Origin of the sequence: Hahella sp. CR1 (assembly GCF_029813005.1) — a bacterium.
Lineage (GTDB): Bacteria > Pseudomonadota > Gammaproteobacteria > Pseudomonadales > Oleiphilaceae > Hahella.
This window is the reverse complement of the sequence record NZ_JAPELK010000011.1, coordinates 74,269-92,776: the sequence shown is the minus strand read 5'-3', so window position 1 is coordinate 92,776 and position 18,508 is coordinate 74,269. Positions and strand designations below refer to the sequence as shown.

Here is an 18,508-nt window from a genome sequence, read left to right as displayed (position 1 = left end):
CTGATTTAACCTGTTTAGTCTGATTTAACCTGTCGCAAACCTGACTTCCCCGCTTTGCATCCATGCCCAGACCACACGCTCAGGCTTCATATAATTCCAGCGGCAGATCATCCGGATCGGCGAAGAAAGTGAAACGCTTGCCGGTGTACTCGTCCACTCGGATCTCCTCCACCGCCACGCCTTGAGATTCCAGATACGCCTTGGCGTCCTCCACCGAGGGCGTGACAAAAGCCAGATGTCGCAGTCCACGCGCTTCAGGATAACTGGGGCGAGGCGGCGCCTCTGGAAAGGAGAACAACTCGACCTGAGAGCCGTCCGGCAGTTGCAGGTCCAATTTGTATGAATTTCGTTGCGTGCGGAAATTCTCAGCCAGGATTTTCAGCCCCAGCACTTCCGTATAAAAACGTTTCGACGCCGCATAGTCCGAACAAATAATAGCGGCATGATGAATGGCGGTGAGTTTCATATAACGCGAAGTCCCGAAATAGAATGTCAGACAAGCCTCTTATTCTCGCGACTTTAGCAACGCTTTTCAAAATTCCCGCCAGCAAGCGTCTTACCCGCGACGCCCTAAACCGGAAGCGCCCTGTCGCCCCTGCCGCGAAAATCTAACGTCCACCCCACGCATTTCATTCAAGGTAACACTGTGTAACTTATCCCCAACAAGCCCTTGCCATTAGACCTACATCAGCTAACATGTCGAAATAAATAATAAAATCAGCGTATGTGCAGAATAATAATCAGATCTCAAAACAGAGCCTGCTAAGACACAATCTGTATTCACTTTCCCATAAGGAAAACATATGTCGACATACAATGCCTTCAGAGCGCTGGCGCTTTTTCTTACTACTCTCTTCCTTTCCAACCTCGCCGCCGCGCAAACAGATATCGTCTTCTGTAGCGACAACAACTACTGGTACCCGTTCACCTACGTTGACGAACAAGGCGAAGCCGCAGGCATGCATGTGGACATCGTGAAAAAAGCCGCCGAAAGCCTGGGCTATAAAGTCGAATTCAAACCCATGCTGTGGCAGGAGTGTCTGGATTCCGCCCGCGGCAACCTGGTGCATGGCGTCGTCACCGCCTCCTACAAAAAAGAGCGCGCGGGATACATGAACTATCCCGCCGACGCCGCCACCGAGCAACGCTCCGCCTCGCGGGTAGCGCAAGTGGAATATATTGTCGTGGTGTCCAGCGACGCCAATTACGAATACAAGGGCGATCTCAATACGCTGCCGGAACCGGTGCGCGTCGCCCGCGGTTACTCCATCGTCAGCACACTGCGGGAGTCCAACCGGCGCATATACGAAAGCCAGACCGGGGAGCTGCGCAACATCGAAAAGCTGGCCAAACTGGGAAGCGGATCGGTGATCACCACCCCGGAGGTCTATCAGCATCTGATGCGGCAGGCGGAATACAAAACCAAACTGAAATCCGACCTCAACCCCCTCAGCAGTAAATCCTACCATCTTACTTTCGCCAAAGGCTCACCCCTCACCACCGCAGAACAAACCGCTATCTGGAAAGAGATTTCGCGTCTGCGGGACGACCCTGAATACATGAGCGCGCTGACGGCCAAGTACCTGAAATAATTAAACCCGATCAACACGCATCAGGATCGACAGGGATAATGTCATCCCGATGCGTGTATGCTGTGACCGGATCATAAGAATTGGGCGATAACAACAAAAACGCCTGACTAAAGGGGCGCAAGCTCCATTATCACATCAATCGACTATGCAATAAGGAAGTCTATGCTAAGAAGAATACATTCTTGGAAATTATTGGCCAGCGCAGCAGCAATTTCGGCCTTGATGGCGGGATGTCAGTCCACCATGGACAAGAAAACCACCGCCAAGGAAACCGAAGTTAAAAACGTGATCATGATGATCGGCGACGGCATGGGGCCGCAGCAGATCGGCTTGTTGCACGAATACGCCATCAATGCGCCGGATTCCATTTACCACGGTCAACTCACCGGCATGCAGAAGTTTATGGACGCCGGCGTGATTGGTCTTTCCCGCCATACCCCTGCTTATAACCTGGTTGTCGACTCCGCCTGTTCCGCCACACAGCTGGCGACTGGCGAACCTGCGCCATCCGAAGTCATCGGCGTGGACAAAGTGGGCAACCACGTTGAAACCGTACTGGAAAAAGCCAAGCGTATGGGCAAATCCACGGGTCTGGTTTCCGACACCCGTCTGACTCACGCCACGCCTGCGTCTTTCGCCGCTCACCGCGCGCATCGCTCCATGGAGAACCAGATCGCGGAAGACATGCTGGCCGACGAGGTGGACGTCATGCTGTCCGGCGGTCTGCGTCACTGGCTGCCCAAGTCCGTGAACGACAAAGGCGAGCTGTATCAGCAGTTGGAGAAAAAAACCGAAGGCGCCGTGCAGTTGAAGTCCAAGCGTAAGGACGACAAAAACCTGCTGGCGGAAGCGGAGAACAAGGGTTACCAGTTGGCGTTCAACCGCCATCAGCTGGACGCCGCCAAAGGCGACAAGCTGCTGGGCCTGTTCAACTACTCCGGCATGATGAACGGCATCCGTTACACTCAGACCAAAGACGATCCCAAGCGCACTGAGCCGTCATTGAAAGAAATGACCATGAAGGCCCTGGACATTCTGTCCCGCAACGAAAAGGGATTCTTCCTGATGATCGAAGGCGGTCAGATCGACTGGGCGGGCCACGACAATGACGCCGGCACCATGCTGCATGAGATGCTCAAGTTCGACGAAACCATCAACTACGTTTACGAGTGGGTGAAAAACCGTCAGGACACGCTGGTCATCATCACCGCCGACCACGAAACCGGCGGCTTTGGTTTCAGCTACTCGCGCTCCAACATCCCGGAAGGCGAGAAGCTGACTGGCGAAGCGTTCAAAGAAGCGGCTTACGCGCCTAACTTCAACTTCGGCTCTTTCGAGACCCTGAGCAAACTGTACCAGCAAAAAATGAGCTTCCCTGACCTGTTCGCACAGTTCGATGGCGGCAAACCGTCCCCAGAAGCCCTGATGAAGCTGGTTAACGCCAACAGCGCCTTCCCTATCACACTGGAGCAGGCCAAGGCGGTTCTGGAGCAAGAGCCTAACTACTATCAGGTTGACGGCCACGACTATCTGAGCGCCAAGATGTTCCCGAAAGTAAATGACTTCAAGTCGTTCTACGTGTACGGCCAGGAAGTGCGTCACGACCTGCTGGGTCGCGCCATGTCCGAAAGCCAGAACGTCGTCTGGGCTACCGGCACTCACACCAGCACGCCAGTGCCGGTGATGGCGTTCGGTCCCGCCAGCGCGACGGAAGGCTTCTCCAAGCTGCTGCACCACACTGACATCGGCAAACTGGCCAAGAGCGCGATTCACTAATTCGCGCTGAGGTTGATAAACCGATAAGGGGACCTTGGGTCCCCTTTTTCATGTCCCTCTCTCCCTTTTTTCTTCTTCGGAATAAGGCTTTTTCCAAGTTTATTTTCGCTTGCCGGCGTCGCTCGTCTGTTCCCGGCGAACGCTAAAAAACCCTCTTCCAAACCTCATTTTCGGGCGAAATCCTGTATTTAATTTTGCAAACTTTTTCACCGCAATGTACGGCGAATTTGGGCGATTTCTCACCCGCCGTTTTCCTTTGCCTTCTCGACTCAAGCAAAATCAGAAGCTTAGCTGCATATGTGAATATGGGCACGCTTTCACCATTCGTAACAATTTTCCCTCTCCAATTACATCCCGCAAAGGGAACCGCGAATTGAAACGTCAATTTGTCGACGTTCATTACTATTGTTTACGAGCATGTTTTTGACAAATTTAACATTCATTCCAATAATCCAGCCAATAGTGATTAGTTTTTAATCACATCGGAGCAGTTCACTTAGTCGTTTCGTAATCAGACCCAAAGGAAAGACCGCAAGGTCGAGGAGAGGGTTTCATGGACAAGATTATTATTTCGCATGTGGGGCTAATGGAGAAAGACTTGGTCCTGCTTCGGAACCTGTCTCATCTGGACGAAACCTGGTTCGGAAACTTCCAGCTGGCCAGCGAGGCCGGCACCATGGAAGGTCAGATTCTACTGGTGGATGTGGATAAGCCAGAAAGCCGCAGCCTTTGGCAACGTATGAAGGCCGCCACCCATTTCGAAAAGACCATCGTCATCAGCCGCAGCAAACAGCCTGTGGACGACGGCGCGATTCATCTGACCCGTCCCCTGATTTTTCGTCGCCTGCGCGAAGCATTGCAGCAGGCCACCCAGTCGGATCAACAAGAAGCGAAGACCCACGTAAAGAACATTCTCGTTGTCGACGACAACTTGCCGGTGCGCACCTTCATGAAACAGAAGTTGCACGAAATCCTGGATTTCGAAGCTGGTGTGGATGTGGCGGAAAGCGGTGAGGAAGCGCTGCTGAAAGTGCGCGACTGCCGCTACGACCTGGTGTTCATGGATGTGATGATGCCTGGCATGGATGGTTATCAGGCTTGCCGCTCAATCAAGCAACAAGTGAAAACCAAAGTGGTGATGCTGACCAGCAAATCATCCACGTTAAACCGCGTCAAAGCAAAAATGTCCGGGTGCGACGGTTATATCACCAAGCCCCCGGAGGACCGGGAACTGGCGGAAGTCGTACGCCGCTATCTCGGCGCAACCAAAACGGAAACGCTCATATTTCCACAATTAGCAGCTCTAGGGAGATAACCTATGAACAAGAAAGTACTTATCGTCGATGACAGCGAAACCGATCTGAAACATTTGGAGCAGATCGTCTCCGGCGCCGCCTATCAAACGGTGACCGCCCGTTCCGGCGAAGAAGCCATCAGCAAGGCGCGCAAAGAAAAGCCCAGCCTGATTCTGATGGACATCATCATGGGAGACATGGATGGATTCAGCACCTGTCGGGAAATCGCCCAGGACCCTGAGCTGTCTAAAATCCCCGTGGTGTTCGTCTCCAGCAAGAATCAGAAAGTGGACCACATCTGGGCGGCCAAGCAAGGCGCCAAGGCGTTGGTGTCCAAGCCTTACAAAAATGAAGAAATCATCAGTCAACTCCACAGCTACGCCTGAAGCCGATTCAGGGACGAGGTGAGACGCAATGAACAGCGTGTCAATCCCGGTAGAGAGCAAGCGAATACTGCGGCCTTCCGAAGCATTCGCCCTGCTCCGGCAAATTAACGCGGAAACCCGGGAGGAAGTCCGCGAAAATCAGGCCACCGCATGGTTCGCCCTGCGGCTGGCCGTCAAGGAAGCCGACGCGGAAACGGCTGATCAGGGCAACCTGGGTCTGCTGATTCGCGAGGACTGCTACAAGGAGCTGCTGGAGTCCCCGGAAATCTGCCCGGTCCCCTACGCTCCCAAGTGGTTGAGCGGTTTCGTGAATGTCCGCAGCCAGGTCACGCCGGTTGTCGACCTGGAGATATTTTTCGGCCTGCGCGAAGACGCGGAAGCCGCCGCGCCGCAACGTAAAGTCGTGCAGCGGGCCAGCCCCTCTTACCTGTTGTATTTCGATCAGGGGCAGGAATCCTTCGCCATAAAAGTGCGTCGTTTTCCCAACAAACTGATGATGACGGCGGATGAGCGCATGACTCAGCCCCCGCCCCTTTCCAACGCTCTGATGGCCTGCGTCAATGCGGTCTACAGACAGAACGGCATTTGGTGTGAATGGAATCTGGAAACATTCAAAAGGAGGCTGACCGATATGCTGAGCACGAGTTAAGCCTTACCCCGATAGACAAGCCTGTCAGCGATAGCAGTAAACATCCGCCCCTCAAGGCGCAGGCTGAACCCTGGTTGCTTAAACGGAATTTCCGGGAAAGTCAGGACCGGAGAGGGTTGGCTACGCCCAAAAACCCACTTCGGAAGCGTTATTAAAAGGAGTCCCATGGGAGGATAACATGAGAAAGACCATCTCACTCTTATTCGGTCTGGCCCTGAGCCAACTTGTCGCCGCACAATCACCCGGCGTCTATGGAGATCGCATTGTCGTCGGCGGCGTACTGGACCTGGAAGGTCAGTCCCGCGGTCTGGGCCTTAACATGCGCGACGGCGTGCTCGCGGCATTCGAAGGCGTCAACATCAAGGGCAGACGCCTTGAGTACGTCACCCTCAACGATTCATACACCCCGGATCTTACCGTTGAGCAGACCAACCGTCTGATCAGGGACGGCGTGTTCGCCATGATCGGCAATGTCGGCACCCCGACCGCACAGGTGGCGCTGCCGATCCTGGCCGATAACAAAGTACCCGCCGTCGGCTTCTTCACCGGCGCAGGTCTGCTGCGTCCCGGCATCGGCGACGTTATCAACTTCCGCGCCAGCTATGTACAGGAAACCGCCAAGGTCATCGAACAAGGTTTCCGCGCCGGTCTGCAAGCGTCTGAAATCTGCGCTTACGTGCAGAACGACGCCTACGGCATGGCGGGGGTGGAAGGCATCAAGCTGGCCCTGCAAAACAATGTTCGCTCCCGCGACATCGTGGAAAAACTGGACACTATCCTGGCCAAATCCGGCGATTCCCCTGAACGCAACGGCATCGGCCCTGTCGGCGTCTATCAACGCAACACTCTGACTTCCCGCGCCGGCTTCGAGTCTCTGAAAGACTGGGAAAAAGCCAGCAACAGCCGCTGCCGTCTGGTGGTTACTGTAGGCACTTACAACGCCATCGGCCGCTTCGCCGCCTACTCCAAACAACGTGGCGAGGACTGGTTGATCAGCGCCGTATCCTTCACCGGCGCGGAAAACCTGCGCGATACCCTGGACCGCTTCGGGGTAACCGACAAAGTCATCCTGACCCAGGTAGTGCCTGATCTGGAATCCGATCTGCCGATCGTCAAAGAAGCCAGATCCGCCCTGGGCGAACGCCTGAACGTGGTGAGCCTGGAAGGCTACATCGTCGGCAAGATGTTCGTGGCCATCATGCAAAGCATTAAAGGCGACCTGACCCGGGAAAGCTTTGTGCGCGCCACTCGCAACGCGGAATTCAACATCGGCGGCGTCGCCCTCGACTTCCGCGGCGACAATCAGGGGTCGGACTTGGTGACGATGACCTATTTCAACAACAAGTCCTACCTCCCCATAGAAGGCTCGCAATTGGCCAGATTGTTCTGAATGGCATGAAGCAACGGGTTATACAGGCTCGATAAGCAGGAGCATTATCATGAAATTGAACCGTACTTTTTCTCTCAGCAAACTCAGCGTCGGCCAACGACTGCTGTCGCAAACGCTGGTTATGGCGTTAACGCTGGTGGTCATCGGATCTCTGGCCTTCTTCGCCCTGACGTATGCAAGAAACTCATCTGAGAAATTACATAACCAGGTCAACGAAACATCACGACTGACGCACTTGATCAACACCCTGCAGGAAGGCATGGTGGAGACCATCAACAGCCTGAACACCGGTGTGGTCACCTGGGCGGACGCCGACGCCAAACTGGCGGTTGCCCGCAAGCAGTTTGAATCGGACTGGCAGGCTTTGAGCGCCTCCACCACCTCACAGGGCGGCGATCAGCAGTCCGGCTTCACCGACATGCAGAGAACCGTCGCTGGCGTATTCTCGGCCTTCGATCAGTTCAAAGCCATGGGCGGCAACCAGTCCCGCGCCGACTTGGAACTGTTCCTGTTGAACGACCTGTCTGAGTTTATCGGTCCCTTCAACGACGCTTCCACCGCTTATGCGGACCAATTGACCCAACAAGCGCAGGTCGCATTTGAAACCTCCGAAGGCGTATTGAACATCGCTCTGATCGCCGGCTCCGCCATCATCCTGTTGAGCCTGGGCGGCGCTATCGGTCTGTCGCAGTACATTCGTCGCTCCATCCTGCGCCCGGTCAACGTCATCGCGGAAACTGTGGACAAGGTCAAGCAAGGCGACTCCGAAGCCCGTACCGCCCTCACCGGCACCGACGAGCTGGTGACTCTGGGCCAGGCCCTCGACCAGCTGCTGAACGAGAAAGTGGCCACGTTGATTCGCATCGAGAGAGAGAACGAAGTCCTCAACAACTCGGTTATCGAGCTGCTGGAAGGCACCTCCAAACTCAGCGATCGCGACCTCACCACCAAACTGATCGTACGCGAAGACATCACTGGGCCGGTTGCGGACGCCTTGAACCTGGTTACCAAGGAAACTTCCGAAGCCTTGGGCAAAATCCGTTACGTCAGTAACCTGGTCAGCGCCTCCAGCGTCATGGTGGATGAGCAGACCCGCAAGGTTGTCGGCGTCGCCGATCAAGAGCGGAAACTGATCGAGCAAACTATCCAGAAACTGGATGGCGTAGCCAAACACATGGCGCAAATCGCCAAGTGGTGTCAGTCCTGTAACCAGATCGCGCAAAGCGCTTCTTCTTCCACTGACAAAGCCTATGAAGCGGTAGGAAATACCGTCGAGAGTATGGACGAGATTCGCGACTCCATCAGCGAAACAGAAAAACGCATCAAGCGTCTGTCAGAACGTTCTTTGGAGATCAGCGGCATCATCGACATCATCAACAGCATCGCGGAACGTACTCACGTACTGGCCTTGAACGCCAGTATGCAGGCGGCGGCGGCAGGTGAAGCCGGTCGCGGATTTGCGGTGGTTGCGGACGAGGTGCAGCGTCTGGCGGAAAGCTCACGTAACGCCACTTCTCAGATCAGCAGCTTGATTCGCAACATCCAGACCGAAACGGCGGATGCGGTGGACACCATGAACAACAGTATCACTCAGGTGGTCAACGGTTCCAAACGCGCCACCCAGGCTGGTTCTCAGATGCAGGAAACGCAGAAGACTACTCGCGAGCTGGTAACAGCGGTAGAGAAGATCGCGCAGAACTCTCTGGCCCAGGCCAAAGAAACCCAGAGTGTGTGTCAACAGACCGGCGAAATCGAAGCCAGCACCCGCGTCACCGACATGGAGCTGAAACGCCAGTCCTTGCACACAGAAAGACTGCGTACTGCTTCTGGCGTACTGCAACAAACGGTGGAATTGTTCACCTTGCCAGCTTCCGTATCCACCAATATCCGGATACCGGAGCTGTCCACAGAGTCGCTGGAAACCAGCGCCTCTGCGCCAAGCAAGCTGATGATTCCCAGCGCAGGCGCTCCAGCGAAAGAAGAGCCGGGACGCCTCAAGCAGGCCAGCTAGGAAGTAGGAGGATTGCGGCTGGCGTTATCGCAAGATGCGCCGGCCGCCGGGAAAAGGTTGCTGTTTAAACCTGATGTTTGGCGCGCTTCCCTTGAAGCGCCCGCAACCACTAACCAGGATGGATTCCGTCTATGCACAAGCAAGACCCTGTTTCACCCACCGTCGAACTCATTCGCACCTTTACTGCGGAACTGGAGGATGTGGCGGCGACGCAACGGACCGTCGATGCGGAATTAGTCTTCGCCGCTCTGGAAAACGTCAATGACGCTTTGGAGATGGCGGCCATGCCGGAATTGCAGGCGCGCCTGCAACGCCTGTATGCGAACATCGCCAGTGACGGCCCCAAAGATCCGCGAAGCAATGAGACCATGCCGAATTTCCCGGTTGAGGCGAAAAAGGTCTGGTCCATCATCGACTGGCTGCACAGACTGGAACCCCTGGCGGAAGAACAATTATCACTGCAAGCGCAGCAAAACGCCGCCGGCCCCGAAAGTTGGAATGACTATAGCGCATCGCAACCAGAGGGCGCCGTAGCGGACACAACCGCCTCCGCCGAGGCTATCCCCTCGATGGAAGTCACGGAAACCGAAACGGACAACGCCGACGAGTTGGTCGCGGAAGTCTATGAAGAAGATTTCGTCGACATTGCGACCGAACTCGGCGTCACCTTGCCGGCGATGGATGTGGCGGAAGTCACGGAAGAGGAACCGGAAATAACATTCGACCTCTCCGACTTCACTCCCCCCGCGGACCTTCCCGAATCTCACCAGGAAATCCTGGCGTCGCTGTGGGAAGAAACTGTCGCCCTGCTGCCGGAATTCGCCAAGCAGGCTGGAAAAATGCGGGATTCCATCAAAGCCCGCCATTGTTATTGCGAGCTGCTGCAAACCCTGGGCGAAACCTGCGCCTATCTGGGACTGTCCGGCCTGCAACTGCTTTTCGATATGGTGGCGATTCGCTTGCAATCCATCGATCAGGTGGACCCGGAACTGGCGGATTTACTGGAGCAGTGGCCCGCCCTGCTGCATGAATATCTGCAAAGCGGCGCGTCAGAAGAAAGCTGCCTGTGTCTGATGCAGTTTATCGACGACGCTACCTGGGGCGAGCGTCTGGACGAAGAGACACAGCAAGCGATTCTGGAAAATCTGGTGGACTTCCAGCTCAGCGACGACGAATTTATGGACGAAGCCGTGGAAGACGCCGTGTTAACGCCTGACGATATCTCTCTGGTTCCGTCTGACGGCGCCAACCAGGAGGTATTCCAGGCGTTTTTGCTGGATTCTCCCAACCATACTCATGCGCTGTTCCATGCGCTGTCCTCCCTGCATGGCGATCTGTCTGACAAGAAAGCCTTCCTGCAGCAGGCCCAACGCGCCAGCCATACCTTGAAAGGCGCCGCCAACCTGATCGGCATCAAGGGCGTCGCCAATATCAGCCACGCCATGGAGGAGATCTTTGAAGCCCTGGCGGACGGCAAGGCGGAGTGGAGCCTGGAGATGAAAGACATGCTGCTCAGCGCCGCGGATTGCGTCAGCAGCATGATCGACCACCTGCTGGGGCGCGATCAACCGCCGGAAGACGCCCTTCCCCTGCTCAACGCGCTGGTGCACTGGCGCTCTCCAGAGAAAGCCGAAGCCGCCTGGGCGGCGATGCAGGAGCATCATGCAGACACTGACGTCGACGCCTCCCCGGCGGATGACAAAGTGGTGGCGCTGCCTTCCCGCGATAACGCTGCGGAACGCGCGCCGGCTGCCCCCGCACAGGAAGAAGCCTCCGCCGCTCCCGCGCAGCAACAGTTTGCCGCGCCTCAGGACAACGCCGGTCTGGAGCAGTTGCTGCAGTTGGCGGAAGAGATGAGCATTAACACCGTACAGGCGCAGGAACTGTACAAGCGCGTGCAGCTCACCGGCTTTGATCTGAAAGGCCACGACACCCGCTTGAACGAAACCCGCCTGGAGCTGGAAGGCCTGATCGACAGCCGCAGCATGGCGCGCAAACTGCGCCCGGACAGCGAACATGCGCAGGATCTCGACCCGCTGGAAATGGACCGCTACGATGACATGCATCGCTGCTCCCACCAGCTGTTCGAAGCGATCGCCGACGTACGCGAGTTGAACCAGAAGCTGCAGGACCAACTGGCGATGATGGATGCGTTGATGCGCCAGCAGCACCGTCATATCGACACCTTGCAGCACCAATTGCTGTCGCGCCAACGGGTCGCCGCGCAAGTACTGAGCGGCCGTCTGCAGCGCTGTGTGCGTCAAGCCTGTCGCGCCGCCGGCAAACTGGCGGACCTGACCATTGTCGGCGAAGACATTCAGGTGGACCGGGAGTTGGTGGAGAAAATGGCCGACCCACTGATGCACCTGCTGCGCAACGCCGTCGACCACGGCATCGAAGACGAACAAAGCCGTCTCAACGCCGGAAAATCCGGACAGGGTTCAATCAATCTGAACTATCGCCAAGACGGACGTTTCCTGGAAATCAGCCTGAGCGACGACGGTCGCGGTCTCAATTTCGACAGCATCTATGAAAAGGCCAAGCAACGTGGCCTGTTGCCCGCCGATGGCGGACGCCCGGACAATCAGTCTCTGGCGCAGCTGGTGTGGCTTCCGGGCTTCAGCACCAAAGACAAAGCCACTCAATTGTCCGGCCGCGGCATTGGCATGGACGCCGTACGCAGCCAGGTTGAACTGCTCGGCGGCACGGTTCGCTTCAGCTTCGATAGCGAAGGCGGCTGCCGCCTGCTGATCCGGGTGCCGGTGAAAGAAATCACCCAGTACATGTTGCTGGTGCTGGTGGGCGCGCAACGCTTCGCGCTGCCCACTGCCGTGCTGAAGCAAATTCTGCCGACTCACACCGGTGAACTGGAAGAAGTGGCCGGCAAGCCCTATCTGGAATATGACGGTCAACTTTACCCTTATATCGATCTGGCGCAACGTCTGTACGGACAGCCTGCGCCGCAGGGCGCCGGTAAGCCGGTGGTGATTGCCGAACTCAACGAGCGCACCGTGGCTATCGCCGTGGACATGCTGCTCACCGGCGAGCAACTGGTCGTGCGGACGCCGGGCAAACTGATCCCCGGTCTGCGCGGCGTCTTCGGCCTGACCATCCTGGGCGACGGCTCGCTGGTGCCGGTGCTGAACCTGTCGGATCTGTTGCAACAGAATCAATCCAAACAGGCTTATCAAACCGCTCATATCATCACCGAGAGCCAGGTTGATTCCCCGAAAATACTAGTGGTGGACGACTCCCTCAGCGTCCGCAGCACCCTGAAGCAGCTGCTGCAGGACTGTGGATTTGAAGTCGTCACCGCCAGCGATGGCCTCGACGCAGTCGAGAAACTGCGGCACATCACCCCCAACCTGCTGTTGGTGGATATGGAAATGCCGCGCATGGACGGACTGGAGTTGACCCGACACCTGCGTCAGCAGCAGGACTGGGCCAACATGCCTGTGGTTATGCTGACCTCACGCAGCCACGAAAAACATCGTAGTCTGGCCCACAAGGCCGGGGTGACGGCTTACGCCACGAAACCCTACAACGACAACGAGCTCATGGATACCATCAGGGAGTTGCTGACATGATTGGAGAAAAGTCGAGCTTAACCGCGTATTACTCATTGGTCGTCGCGGGCAGGACCTTGTACCTGCCCGCCAGCGACATTCTCTATCTGGCGGGAAAGGAAGAAGTGCTGGATATAGAACATATTCCATGTATCCGTTTTAACGGGGAGCTGTATCCCGTCTACGGATTTCGCGAAGGGTTCATTCCCCAGCCCGGGCTGCAAGGCGGCGATTCCCGCGCCGCGTTGATATGCAGCCCCGAAAGTGGGACCGAACCGGCATTGGCGCTGTCCTGCCGCGCTATTTATAAGCTGCGCGCCAACCACCGACCGCGTCGCCTGCCGGACTTCATGGTCGGCTCCAGTCCGATAGAAGGCGTCCTGCGCCACAATACCGGCTGGGAGTGCTACACCAGCGCCCATCAACTGATCGAATACTTTGAGAAGGCATTACGCTATGAACTCCCCCAATTCCAATTTCAAAATGTTCGTTTGGTTAGCTGACGCCGGCGAGCGCCAAAGCATCGCCTTTGTCGCCGATACGCTTTGCGAATATCTGCAGGATGTGGAAGTGCAGGATTTGCCTACTTCTGCGCCGAGCTGCTCGCATGTGGTGGAGTGGATGGGGCATGTGGTGCCGGTGTTTCGTCTGCGTCCCGGCAATAGCAACGAGCACGTCAATGTAGTGGTGCTGCGCGCCGCCGCCAACCAGGAAAACGGCTATATCGCACTGGAAACCCGTAACGCGCCGGTAAAAGTGGAGATCACCGACGGCCAGTTTGAAGCATTTGACGCCAACGAGCGCCCATTGTGGCGGGAGGCGCTGATCTCCGGCTTTGTCCACGACGGCCAATCCATTCCCATCGTGCACCCGGATTTGCTGTGCTCCAAAGGCTTCGTCAGCACCGCTAACTCATACTTCATTAAACATTTGCGCCTGACGGCGTGAAGCGCTTCCCGGCTCCCGCGTTCTATTTTCAGGGTGGACGACGCGGGGGCCTTTTTTACGCCCTGGCTCTGAACTGAATAGAGTTGAGGTTCATACCCCTTGCTCGGCGGTATGCGGATAGAGATAGCGTTCGAGAATGGCGCTGCCGTTGAACTCCGCATCCAGCACAGAGACGAAGGTGTAAACTCCCACCAACTTGCGATTAAGGAAGACAAATTCCTTCGGCGGAATCTGGAAATAACGATTAATCGCCGATTTCGCGGCGCGTTTGGCGATACGGGTCGGCAGGTCGCTGCGTCGCCAGCAGTATTCGTTGTCCGCGTTCAGGGCGAAGTCAGGTACGTCCTCCGCCTCCGCCGCCAACGGCTCCAGCACCGCCATGCAGACTTTGCCGAATTCATCCAGTACGCTGACCGGCCAATCGCGACGCATGAAACGCAGTTTCACCGCACCCTCGATCACCCGTTCAAGGTCCCGCTCATAGGAGGCTCGGATCATGTCGCATACGGGACGGATAAAAGAATCGGGGTATTTCTGCACAGCGCCGAAATCCAACAGCACTATGCGGTCCGGCTCGCCCGGGTTGGCGCCGAGACGAATGCGGTAGTTGCCAAAGTTGGGATCGGTCTGCAACTCGCCCCAGACAAACAGCTCGCGGAAAAATAATTCCAAAGCCGCCTGCGCCAGATGATTGCGCCGCGCCAGGGACAATTCCTGCACCTGCGCATGAGTGACGCCCAGACCCGGCTCATAGGAAGTGGCCATGACGTGAGACGTGGAGTATTCGGGGAAAACCTCGGGAACCACAAAACGGTCGTCATCTTTGAGCATCTCGCCGAAGCGGCGGGTGGTTTCCAGCTCAAGACTGTAATTCACTTCCCGGTGCATCATGACGCGGACTTCTTCCAGCCACTCGTCGAAGTCAGGTCCGAAGGAGACCATGCGGGCGACTTTCAACAAGCGGGCGACGGAATCCAGATCCGAATCCACCGCTTCCGCAACACCGGGATATTGAATCTTAAGACATAGCTCTCGGCCGTCGGACTTGCGCCGCGCCCGATGCACCTGCCCCAGCGAGGCGGCGCCGATGGGCTCATGCTGGATATCCAGCTCCTTGAGCTTATCCGCGCCCAGCTCCTGTAACAGGACTTGATGAATCTTGCTCCATCCCAGAGCGGTAGTGCGGTCTTCCAGAGTATGCAGGGCCTCGGTCACTTCCACAGGCAGGAAGTGTTCCCCATACAACGCCATGACCTGGCCGATTTTAACCACACTGCCTTTGAGCTGTCCCAGCTCCTCCACCAGATACTGAGCCTGACGGGACAGCGCTTCGCGACGGCTTTCCTCACGTTTTTCACGGGACTTGAACAGATTGGCGGCCATATTGCCCGCCAACCGCGATCCCGCGACCAAACCCGCCCGCGTCAGGCTGAGGCGTCGTTCAAAGCTTCCTGTCTTGATACGGTCAACCTCCCGGGCATTGTTCTTGGCGTTTGGTTTATCACTCATGCCGCATTCAATATTCCCTTTAAAAGTTTCGCGTCAGGAGATGCTCTCGCCGGCGGCCTGCTTGTCCGCGTGATAGGAAGATCTCACCAACGGGCCGCTCGCCACCTGCTTAAAGCCGATTTCGTAACCATAATCCGCCAGTTCCTTGAACTCATCAGGATGCACGAAACGCACGACCGGCAGGTGATCTTTGGATGGAGCCAGATACTGGCCCAGAGTCAGCATATCGGTATTGTGCGCGCGCAGATCTCTCATGACCTGCTTAACTTCTTCAATTTCTTCGCCAATACCCAGCATCAGGCCAGATTTGGTCGGCACGTCCGGCGCCGCTTCTTTGAAACGCTTCAACAACAAAAGAGACCAGGCGTAATCAGCGCCGGGGCGCGCCTGCTTGTACAAGCGGGGCACCGTCTCCAGGTTATGGTTGAAAACGTCAGGCGGAGACTCGCGCAGAATATCCAGCGCCACGTCCATGCGACCACGGAAGTCAGGCACCAGCACTTCGATTTTCAGATTTGGGCTGTATTTGCGGGATTCGCTAATGCACTTGGCGAAGTGCCCTGCGCCGCCGTCGCGCAGATCGTCGCGGTCCACCGAAGTGATGACCACGTACTTAAGATTCATTTCAGCAATGGCTTGCGCCAGATGCGTCGGCTCGTTTTCGTCAAGCGCGTTAGGGCGGCCATGGGCCACGTCGCAGAAAGGACAACGGCGCGTACAGATGTCCCCCATGATCATGAAAGTAGCGGTGCCATGGCTGAAGCACTCGCTCAGGTTAGGGCAGGACGCCTCTTCGCAGACAGAATGCAGGTTCAGCTTACGCAGCTTTTGCTTGATGGCTTCCACACTGGGGGAAGAGGACAGGCGCACCCGAATCCAGTCCGGTTTTCTGGGCACAGCGTCAGTCGCGATAATCTTGACGGGATTGCGGGATACTTTGTCGTAACCGCGCAGCTTAACGCCCTGCTCCACCCGCTTGACCGCCGCTTTCGGCGTCTCAGCCAGAGAACCTTGTACGTTGGTTTCACTCATCTCCGGGTAACCCTCTCTGCTCTACAACTGATTGGAAGCCCGCTGCGCGGACAAATTGGCTCAGCCACGCATCGGCGACTGATGCCCAGCTCACATCCGGTACGAATTCTTTTATCTGCGTCATTCGCAACCCCTGATAGCCGCAGGGATTAATGCGCAAAAAGGGCTCCAGATCCATATCCACATTCAAGGCCAGACCATGGAATGAGGAACCGCGTCGAATTCTCAACCCCAGGGACGCTATTTTGGCGTCGCCCACATACACGCCGGGCGCATCTTTGCGGGCATGGGCTTCGATACCGTATCCCGCCAGCGTATCCACCAGCGTGTTTTCGATCATTGTCACCAGATCTCGGGCGCCCATTTTGAGACGCCGCAGATCCAAAAGTAAATACACCATTAGTTGGCCGGGACCGTGGTAGGTCACCTGACCGCCGCGATCCACCTGCACGACAGGAATATCGCCGGGAAACAACACATGTTCGGCGTCGCCAGCCTGTCCCTGGGTGAAAACAGATTCGTGCTGCAACAACCAGACTTCGTCAGTGGTCTCAGCGTCACGCTGTTGCGTAAAGTCCTGCATCGCTCGCCAAACCGGCTCATAAGGCATCAGGCTAAAACGTCGCACGATCAGCGTTTGCGTCGACGCTACAGTTTCCATCTCGACAGAGTCCTGCTGCATCACGACTTACAGCACCATTTGCACAGCGCTGTGCGCTTTCAGGTCCAGGAACAGACGACGAATATGCTCTTCGCTCTGGGCCTGAATACTGAAACGCAATGAAAGATATTTACCGTTGCGGCTGTCGAGCACGTCAATCGAAGACGCATCAAACTCAGGCGCATGGGCGCGTACAATTGTCGCCACGGTTTCCTGAAAATCAGGCCCCGCCACACCGATGACTTTCAACGGATAGTCGCAGGGAAATTCAATTTTGGGAGCCTCTTTTTGGCTATCGGTCATGAGAGCACCTTTAACAGCAACCAAGACAAACCGCCTGGGTTAAAAATGAACAAAACCTCTGGTCGCCACGCGGCCAGAGGTCTGCTTATTATACGCTTTTACAGGGCGTTTTGGCTCGCCCTTGTCCCGGCGTTTGCGCTTATTCAAATAATCCCATAAAGAACAGCACGATAGCATGCCAGATACGCTTGAAGAAGCCAGCTTCCTCAACCGCTTCCAGGGCCACCACCGGCTTTTCCAGCAGCAACTCGCCGTTCAGCTTAACGGTTAGTTTGCCCAGCTCCGCGCCCACTTCAATCGGCGCCTTGATGACTTTGTCGATATCGACCGTGGCTTCCAGCGCGTCTTTCTTGCCGCGTGGGATCGTCACCACAATTTCCTTGCTCAGGCCAAGCGGAACCGTATCGGCGGAGCCGGCCCAAATGTCGCTGTCCACCAGCTTTTGTCCGGCGGAGTACAGCTTATGGGTTTCAAAATAACGGAAACCATAGTTCAGCAGCTTCAGCGTCTCGCGAGCGCGGGCTTCTTCGCTCTTGGTGCCCATCACTACACTGATCAGACGCATGCCGTCGCGCACAGCGGAGGACACCAGACAATATCCCGCTTCTTCCGTATGGCCGGTTTTCAGACCATCCACGGACTTGTCGCGCCACAACAGCAGGTTGCGGTTCGGCTGACGGATATTGTTGTAAGTAAAGTATTTTTCTGAATAAAGCGGATATTGTTTAGGGAAGTCGTTGATAATTGCTTTCGCCAACTTCGCCAAGTCATGCGCGGAGGAGTAATGGTTCTCCGAAGGCAGGCCAGTGGCGTTTTCAAAATTGGTGTTATTCATGCCCAGACGCTGCGCGTGCTGGTTCATCATGGAAGCAAACGCGTCTTCACTGCCGGCGAGAAACTCCGCAACAGCGACGCTGGCGTCGTTGCCGGACTGAATGATAATGCCCTTGATCAGATCACCCAGACGAACGCTGGTGCCCTCACGCACGAACATTTTAGAACCGCCGGTCTTCCAGGCTTTCACGCTGATCGGCGCTTCGTCATTGAAGTTGACGTTGCCCTGATTAACTTCGTAATCCAGCACATAAGACGTCATCATCTTGGTCAAGCTGGCGGGAGGAAGGCGTTCTTCAGAATTTTTCTCAACGATAATGGCGCCGCTTTCAGCGTCCATCAGGATGTATGAAGAGGCTGCGATTTGCGGAGCCGAAGGAATCAGGGAAGCTTGGTCCGCCCAGGCTGCGCTAACGGCCCAGCACAGGAAAAATGCAATATAAACTCGCATCCTTGGTAATGACATGATTGGTTCTCTGGCTTTTACTTGGATTTGTGTGTGATTAGGTCGCGGTTTTGCTGCTGAATAGTAACGGAAAGCCGGGGTTAATTCACC

At 56.1% G+C, this 18,508-nt stretch carries 16 protein-coding genes; 10 read left to right on the top strand and 6 right to left on the bottom strand.

The features are described from left to right. Positions 1 to 79: 79 nt before the first annotated feature. Positions 80 to 466, bottom strand: a complete 387-nt coding sequence (locus ONV78_RS23600; RefSeq protein WP_279506872.1) for a VOC family protein — start codon at positions 464 to 466, stop codon at positions 80 to 82. A 337-nt stretch (positions 467 to 803) separates the two neighbouring features. Here ONV78_RS23600 and ONV78_RS23595 point away from each other — a divergent pair, with 337 nt between their 5' ends. The 10 genes from ONV78_RS23595 to ONV78_RS23550 all read left to right on the top strand — a co-directional run bounded on the left by ONV78_RS23595 (position 804) and on the right by ONV78_RS23550 (position 13,613). Next, positions 804 to 1,592, top strand: coding sequence for a transporter substrate-binding domain-containing protein (locus tag ONV78_RS23595; RefSeq protein WP_279506871.1), 789 nt, complete (start codon positions 804 to 806; stop codon positions 1,590 to 1,592). 162 nt (positions 1,593 to 1,754) lie between these two features. Next, a complete protein-coding gene (locus ONV78_RS23590; protein ID WP_279506870.1) occupies positions 1,755 to 3,368 on the top strand; it encodes an alkaline phosphatase in 1,614 nt (537 codons plus the stop codon). A 553-nt stretch (positions 3,369 to 3,921) separates the two neighbouring features. After that, positions 3,922 to 4,683, top strand: a complete 762-nt coding sequence (locus ONV78_RS23585; protein WP_216736788.1) for a response regulator — start codon at positions 3,922 to 3,924, stop codon at positions 4,681 to 4,683. Positions 4,684 to 4,686: 3 nt separating this feature from the next. Beyond that, positions 4,687 to 5,049, top strand: a complete 363-nt coding sequence (locus tag ONV78_RS23580; protein WP_216736787.1) for a response regulator — start codon at positions 4,687 to 4,689, stop codon at positions 5,047 to 5,049. 28 nt (positions 5,050 to 5,077) lie between these two features. After that, on the top strand, positions 5,078 to 5,698 hold the full coding sequence (locus ONV78_RS23575; RefSeq protein WP_216736786.1) for a chemotaxis protein CheW: 621 nt from the start codon (positions 5,078 to 5,080) through the stop codon (positions 5,696 to 5,698). A gap of 178 nt (positions 5,699 to 5,876) precedes the next feature. Further along, complete coding sequence (locus ONV78_RS23570; RefSeq protein ID WP_216736785.1) at positions 5,877 to 7,088, top strand: ABC transporter substrate-binding protein; 1,212 nt, start codon at positions 5,877 to 5,879, stop codon at positions 7,086 to 7,088. A gap of 49 nt (positions 7,089 to 7,137) precedes the next feature. Next, on the top strand, positions 7,138 to 9,099 hold the full coding sequence (locus ONV78_RS23565; RefSeq protein WP_279506863.1) for a HAMP domain-containing methyl-accepting chemotaxis protein: 1,962 nt from the start codon (positions 7,138 to 7,140) through the stop codon (positions 9,097 to 9,099). 131 nt (positions 9,100 to 9,230) lie between these two features. Next, complete coding sequence (locus ONV78_RS23560; RefSeq protein WP_279506862.1) at positions 9,231 to 12,686, top strand: response regulator; 3,456 nt, start codon at positions 9,231 to 9,233, stop codon at positions 12,684 to 12,686. Further along, complete coding sequence (locus ONV78_RS23555) at positions 12,683 to 13,168, top strand: hypothetical protein (protein WP_216736781.1); 486 nt, start codon at positions 12,683 to 12,685, stop codon at positions 13,166 to 13,168. Before ONV78_RS23560 ends, ONV78_RS23555 begins: the two co-directional genes overlap by 4 nt. Beyond that, complete coding sequence (locus ONV78_RS23550; RefSeq protein ID WP_216736780.1) at positions 13,122 to 13,613, top strand: chemotaxis protein CheW; 492 nt, start codon at positions 13,122 to 13,124, stop codon at positions 13,611 to 13,613. Before ONV78_RS23555 ends, ONV78_RS23550 begins: the two co-directional genes overlap by 47 nt. A gap of 90 nt (positions 13,614 to 13,703) precedes the next feature. Here ONV78_RS23550 and ONV78_RS23545 read toward each other — a convergent pair whose 3' ends face one another. The 5 genes from ONV78_RS23545 to ONV78_RS23525 form a co-directional block, all read right to left on the bottom strand. Then, positions 13,704 to 15,122, bottom strand: a complete 1,419-nt coding sequence (locus tag ONV78_RS23545; protein WP_279506861.1) for an AarF/ABC1/UbiB kinase family protein — start codon at positions 15,120 to 15,122, stop codon at positions 13,704 to 13,706. Positions 15,123 to 15,155: 33 nt separating this feature from the next. Beyond that, on the bottom strand, positions 15,156 to 16,154 hold the full coding sequence (lipA, locus tag ONV78_RS23540) for a lipoyl synthase (protein WP_216736778.1): 999 nt from the start codon (positions 16,152 to 16,154) through the stop codon (positions 15,156 to 15,158). Then, a complete protein-coding gene (lipB, locus tag ONV78_RS23535; protein WP_279507039.1) occupies positions 16,147 to 16,815 on the bottom strand; it encodes a lipoyl(octanoyl) transferase LipB in 669 nt (222 codons plus the stop codon). The genes lipA and lipB overlap by 8 nt, the downstream gene beginning before the upstream one ends. 27 nt (positions 16,816 to 16,842) lie before the next feature. Next, a complete protein-coding gene (locus ONV78_RS23530) occupies positions 16,843 to 17,118 on the bottom strand; it encodes a DUF493 domain-containing protein (RefSeq protein WP_127968676.1) in 276 nt (91 codons plus the stop codon). A gap of 139 nt (positions 17,119 to 17,257) precedes the next feature. Next, entirely contained in the window at positions 17,258 to 18,418 is a 1,161-nt protein-coding gene (locus ONV78_RS23525) for a D-alanyl-D-alanine carboxypeptidase (RefSeq protein ID WP_279506860.1), read from the bottom strand. Positions 18,419 to 18,508: the final 90 nt, after the last annotated feature.

Coding starts and splice junctions, on each gene's coding strand:
- ONV78_RS23560 (WP_279506862.1), top strand. CDS start 9,231: ATGCACAAGCAAGACCCTGTTTCACCCACCGTCGAACTCATTCGCACC.
- ONV78_RS23570 (WP_216736785.1), top strand. CDS start 5,877: ATGAGAAAGACCATCTCACTCTTATTCGGTCTGGCCCTGAGCCAACTT.
- lipB (WP_279507039.1), bottom strand. CDS start 16,815: ATGGAAACTGTAGCGTCGACGCAAACGCTGATCGTGCGACGTTTTAGC.
- ONV78_RS23585 (WP_216736788.1), top strand. CDS start 3,922: ATGGACAAGATTATTATTTCGCATGTGGGGCTAATGGAGAAAGACTTG.
- ONV78_RS23545 (WP_279506861.1), bottom strand. CDS start 15,122: ATGAGTGATAAACCAAACGCCAAGAACAATGCCCGGGAGGTTGACCGT.
- ONV78_RS23600 (WP_279506872.1), bottom strand. CDS start 466: ATGAAACTCACCGCCATTCATCATGCCGCTATTATTTGTTCGGACTAT.
- ONV78_RS23575 (WP_216736786.1), top strand. CDS start 5,078: ATGAACAGCGTGTCAATCCCGGTAGAGAGCAAGCGAATACTGCGGCCT.
- ONV78_RS23555 (WP_216736781.1), top strand. CDS start 12,683: ATGATTGGAGAAAAGTCGAGCTTAACCGCGTATTACTCATTGGTCGTC.
- ONV78_RS23580 (WP_216736787.1), top strand. CDS start 4,687: ATGAACAAGAAAGTACTTATCGTCGATGACAGCGAAACCGATCTGAAA.
- lipA (WP_216736778.1), bottom strand. CDS start 16,154: ATGAGTGAAACCAACGTACAAGGTTCTCTGGCTGAGACGCCGAAAGCG.
- ONV78_RS23550 (WP_216736780.1), top strand. CDS start 13,122: ATGAACTCCCCCAATTCCAATTTCAAAATGTTCGTTTGGTTAGCTGAC.
- ONV78_RS23590 (WP_279506870.1), top strand. CDS start 1,755: ATGCTAAGAAGAATACATTCTTGGAAATTATTGGCCAGCGCAGCAGCA.
- ONV78_RS23595 (WP_279506871.1), top strand. CDS start 804: ATGTCGACATACAATGCCTTCAGAGCGCTGGCGCTTTTTCTTACTACT.
- ONV78_RS23565 (WP_279506863.1), top strand. CDS start 7,138: ATGAAATTGAACCGTACTTTTTCTCTCAGCAAACTCAGCGTCGGCCAA.
- ONV78_RS23525 (WP_279506860.1), bottom strand. CDS start 18,418: ATGTCATTACCAAGGATGCGAGTTTATATTGCATTTTTCCTGTGCTGG.
- ONV78_RS23530 (WP_127968676.1), bottom strand. CDS start 17,118: ATGACCGATAGCCAAAAAGAGGCTCCCAAAATTGAATTTCCCTGCGAC.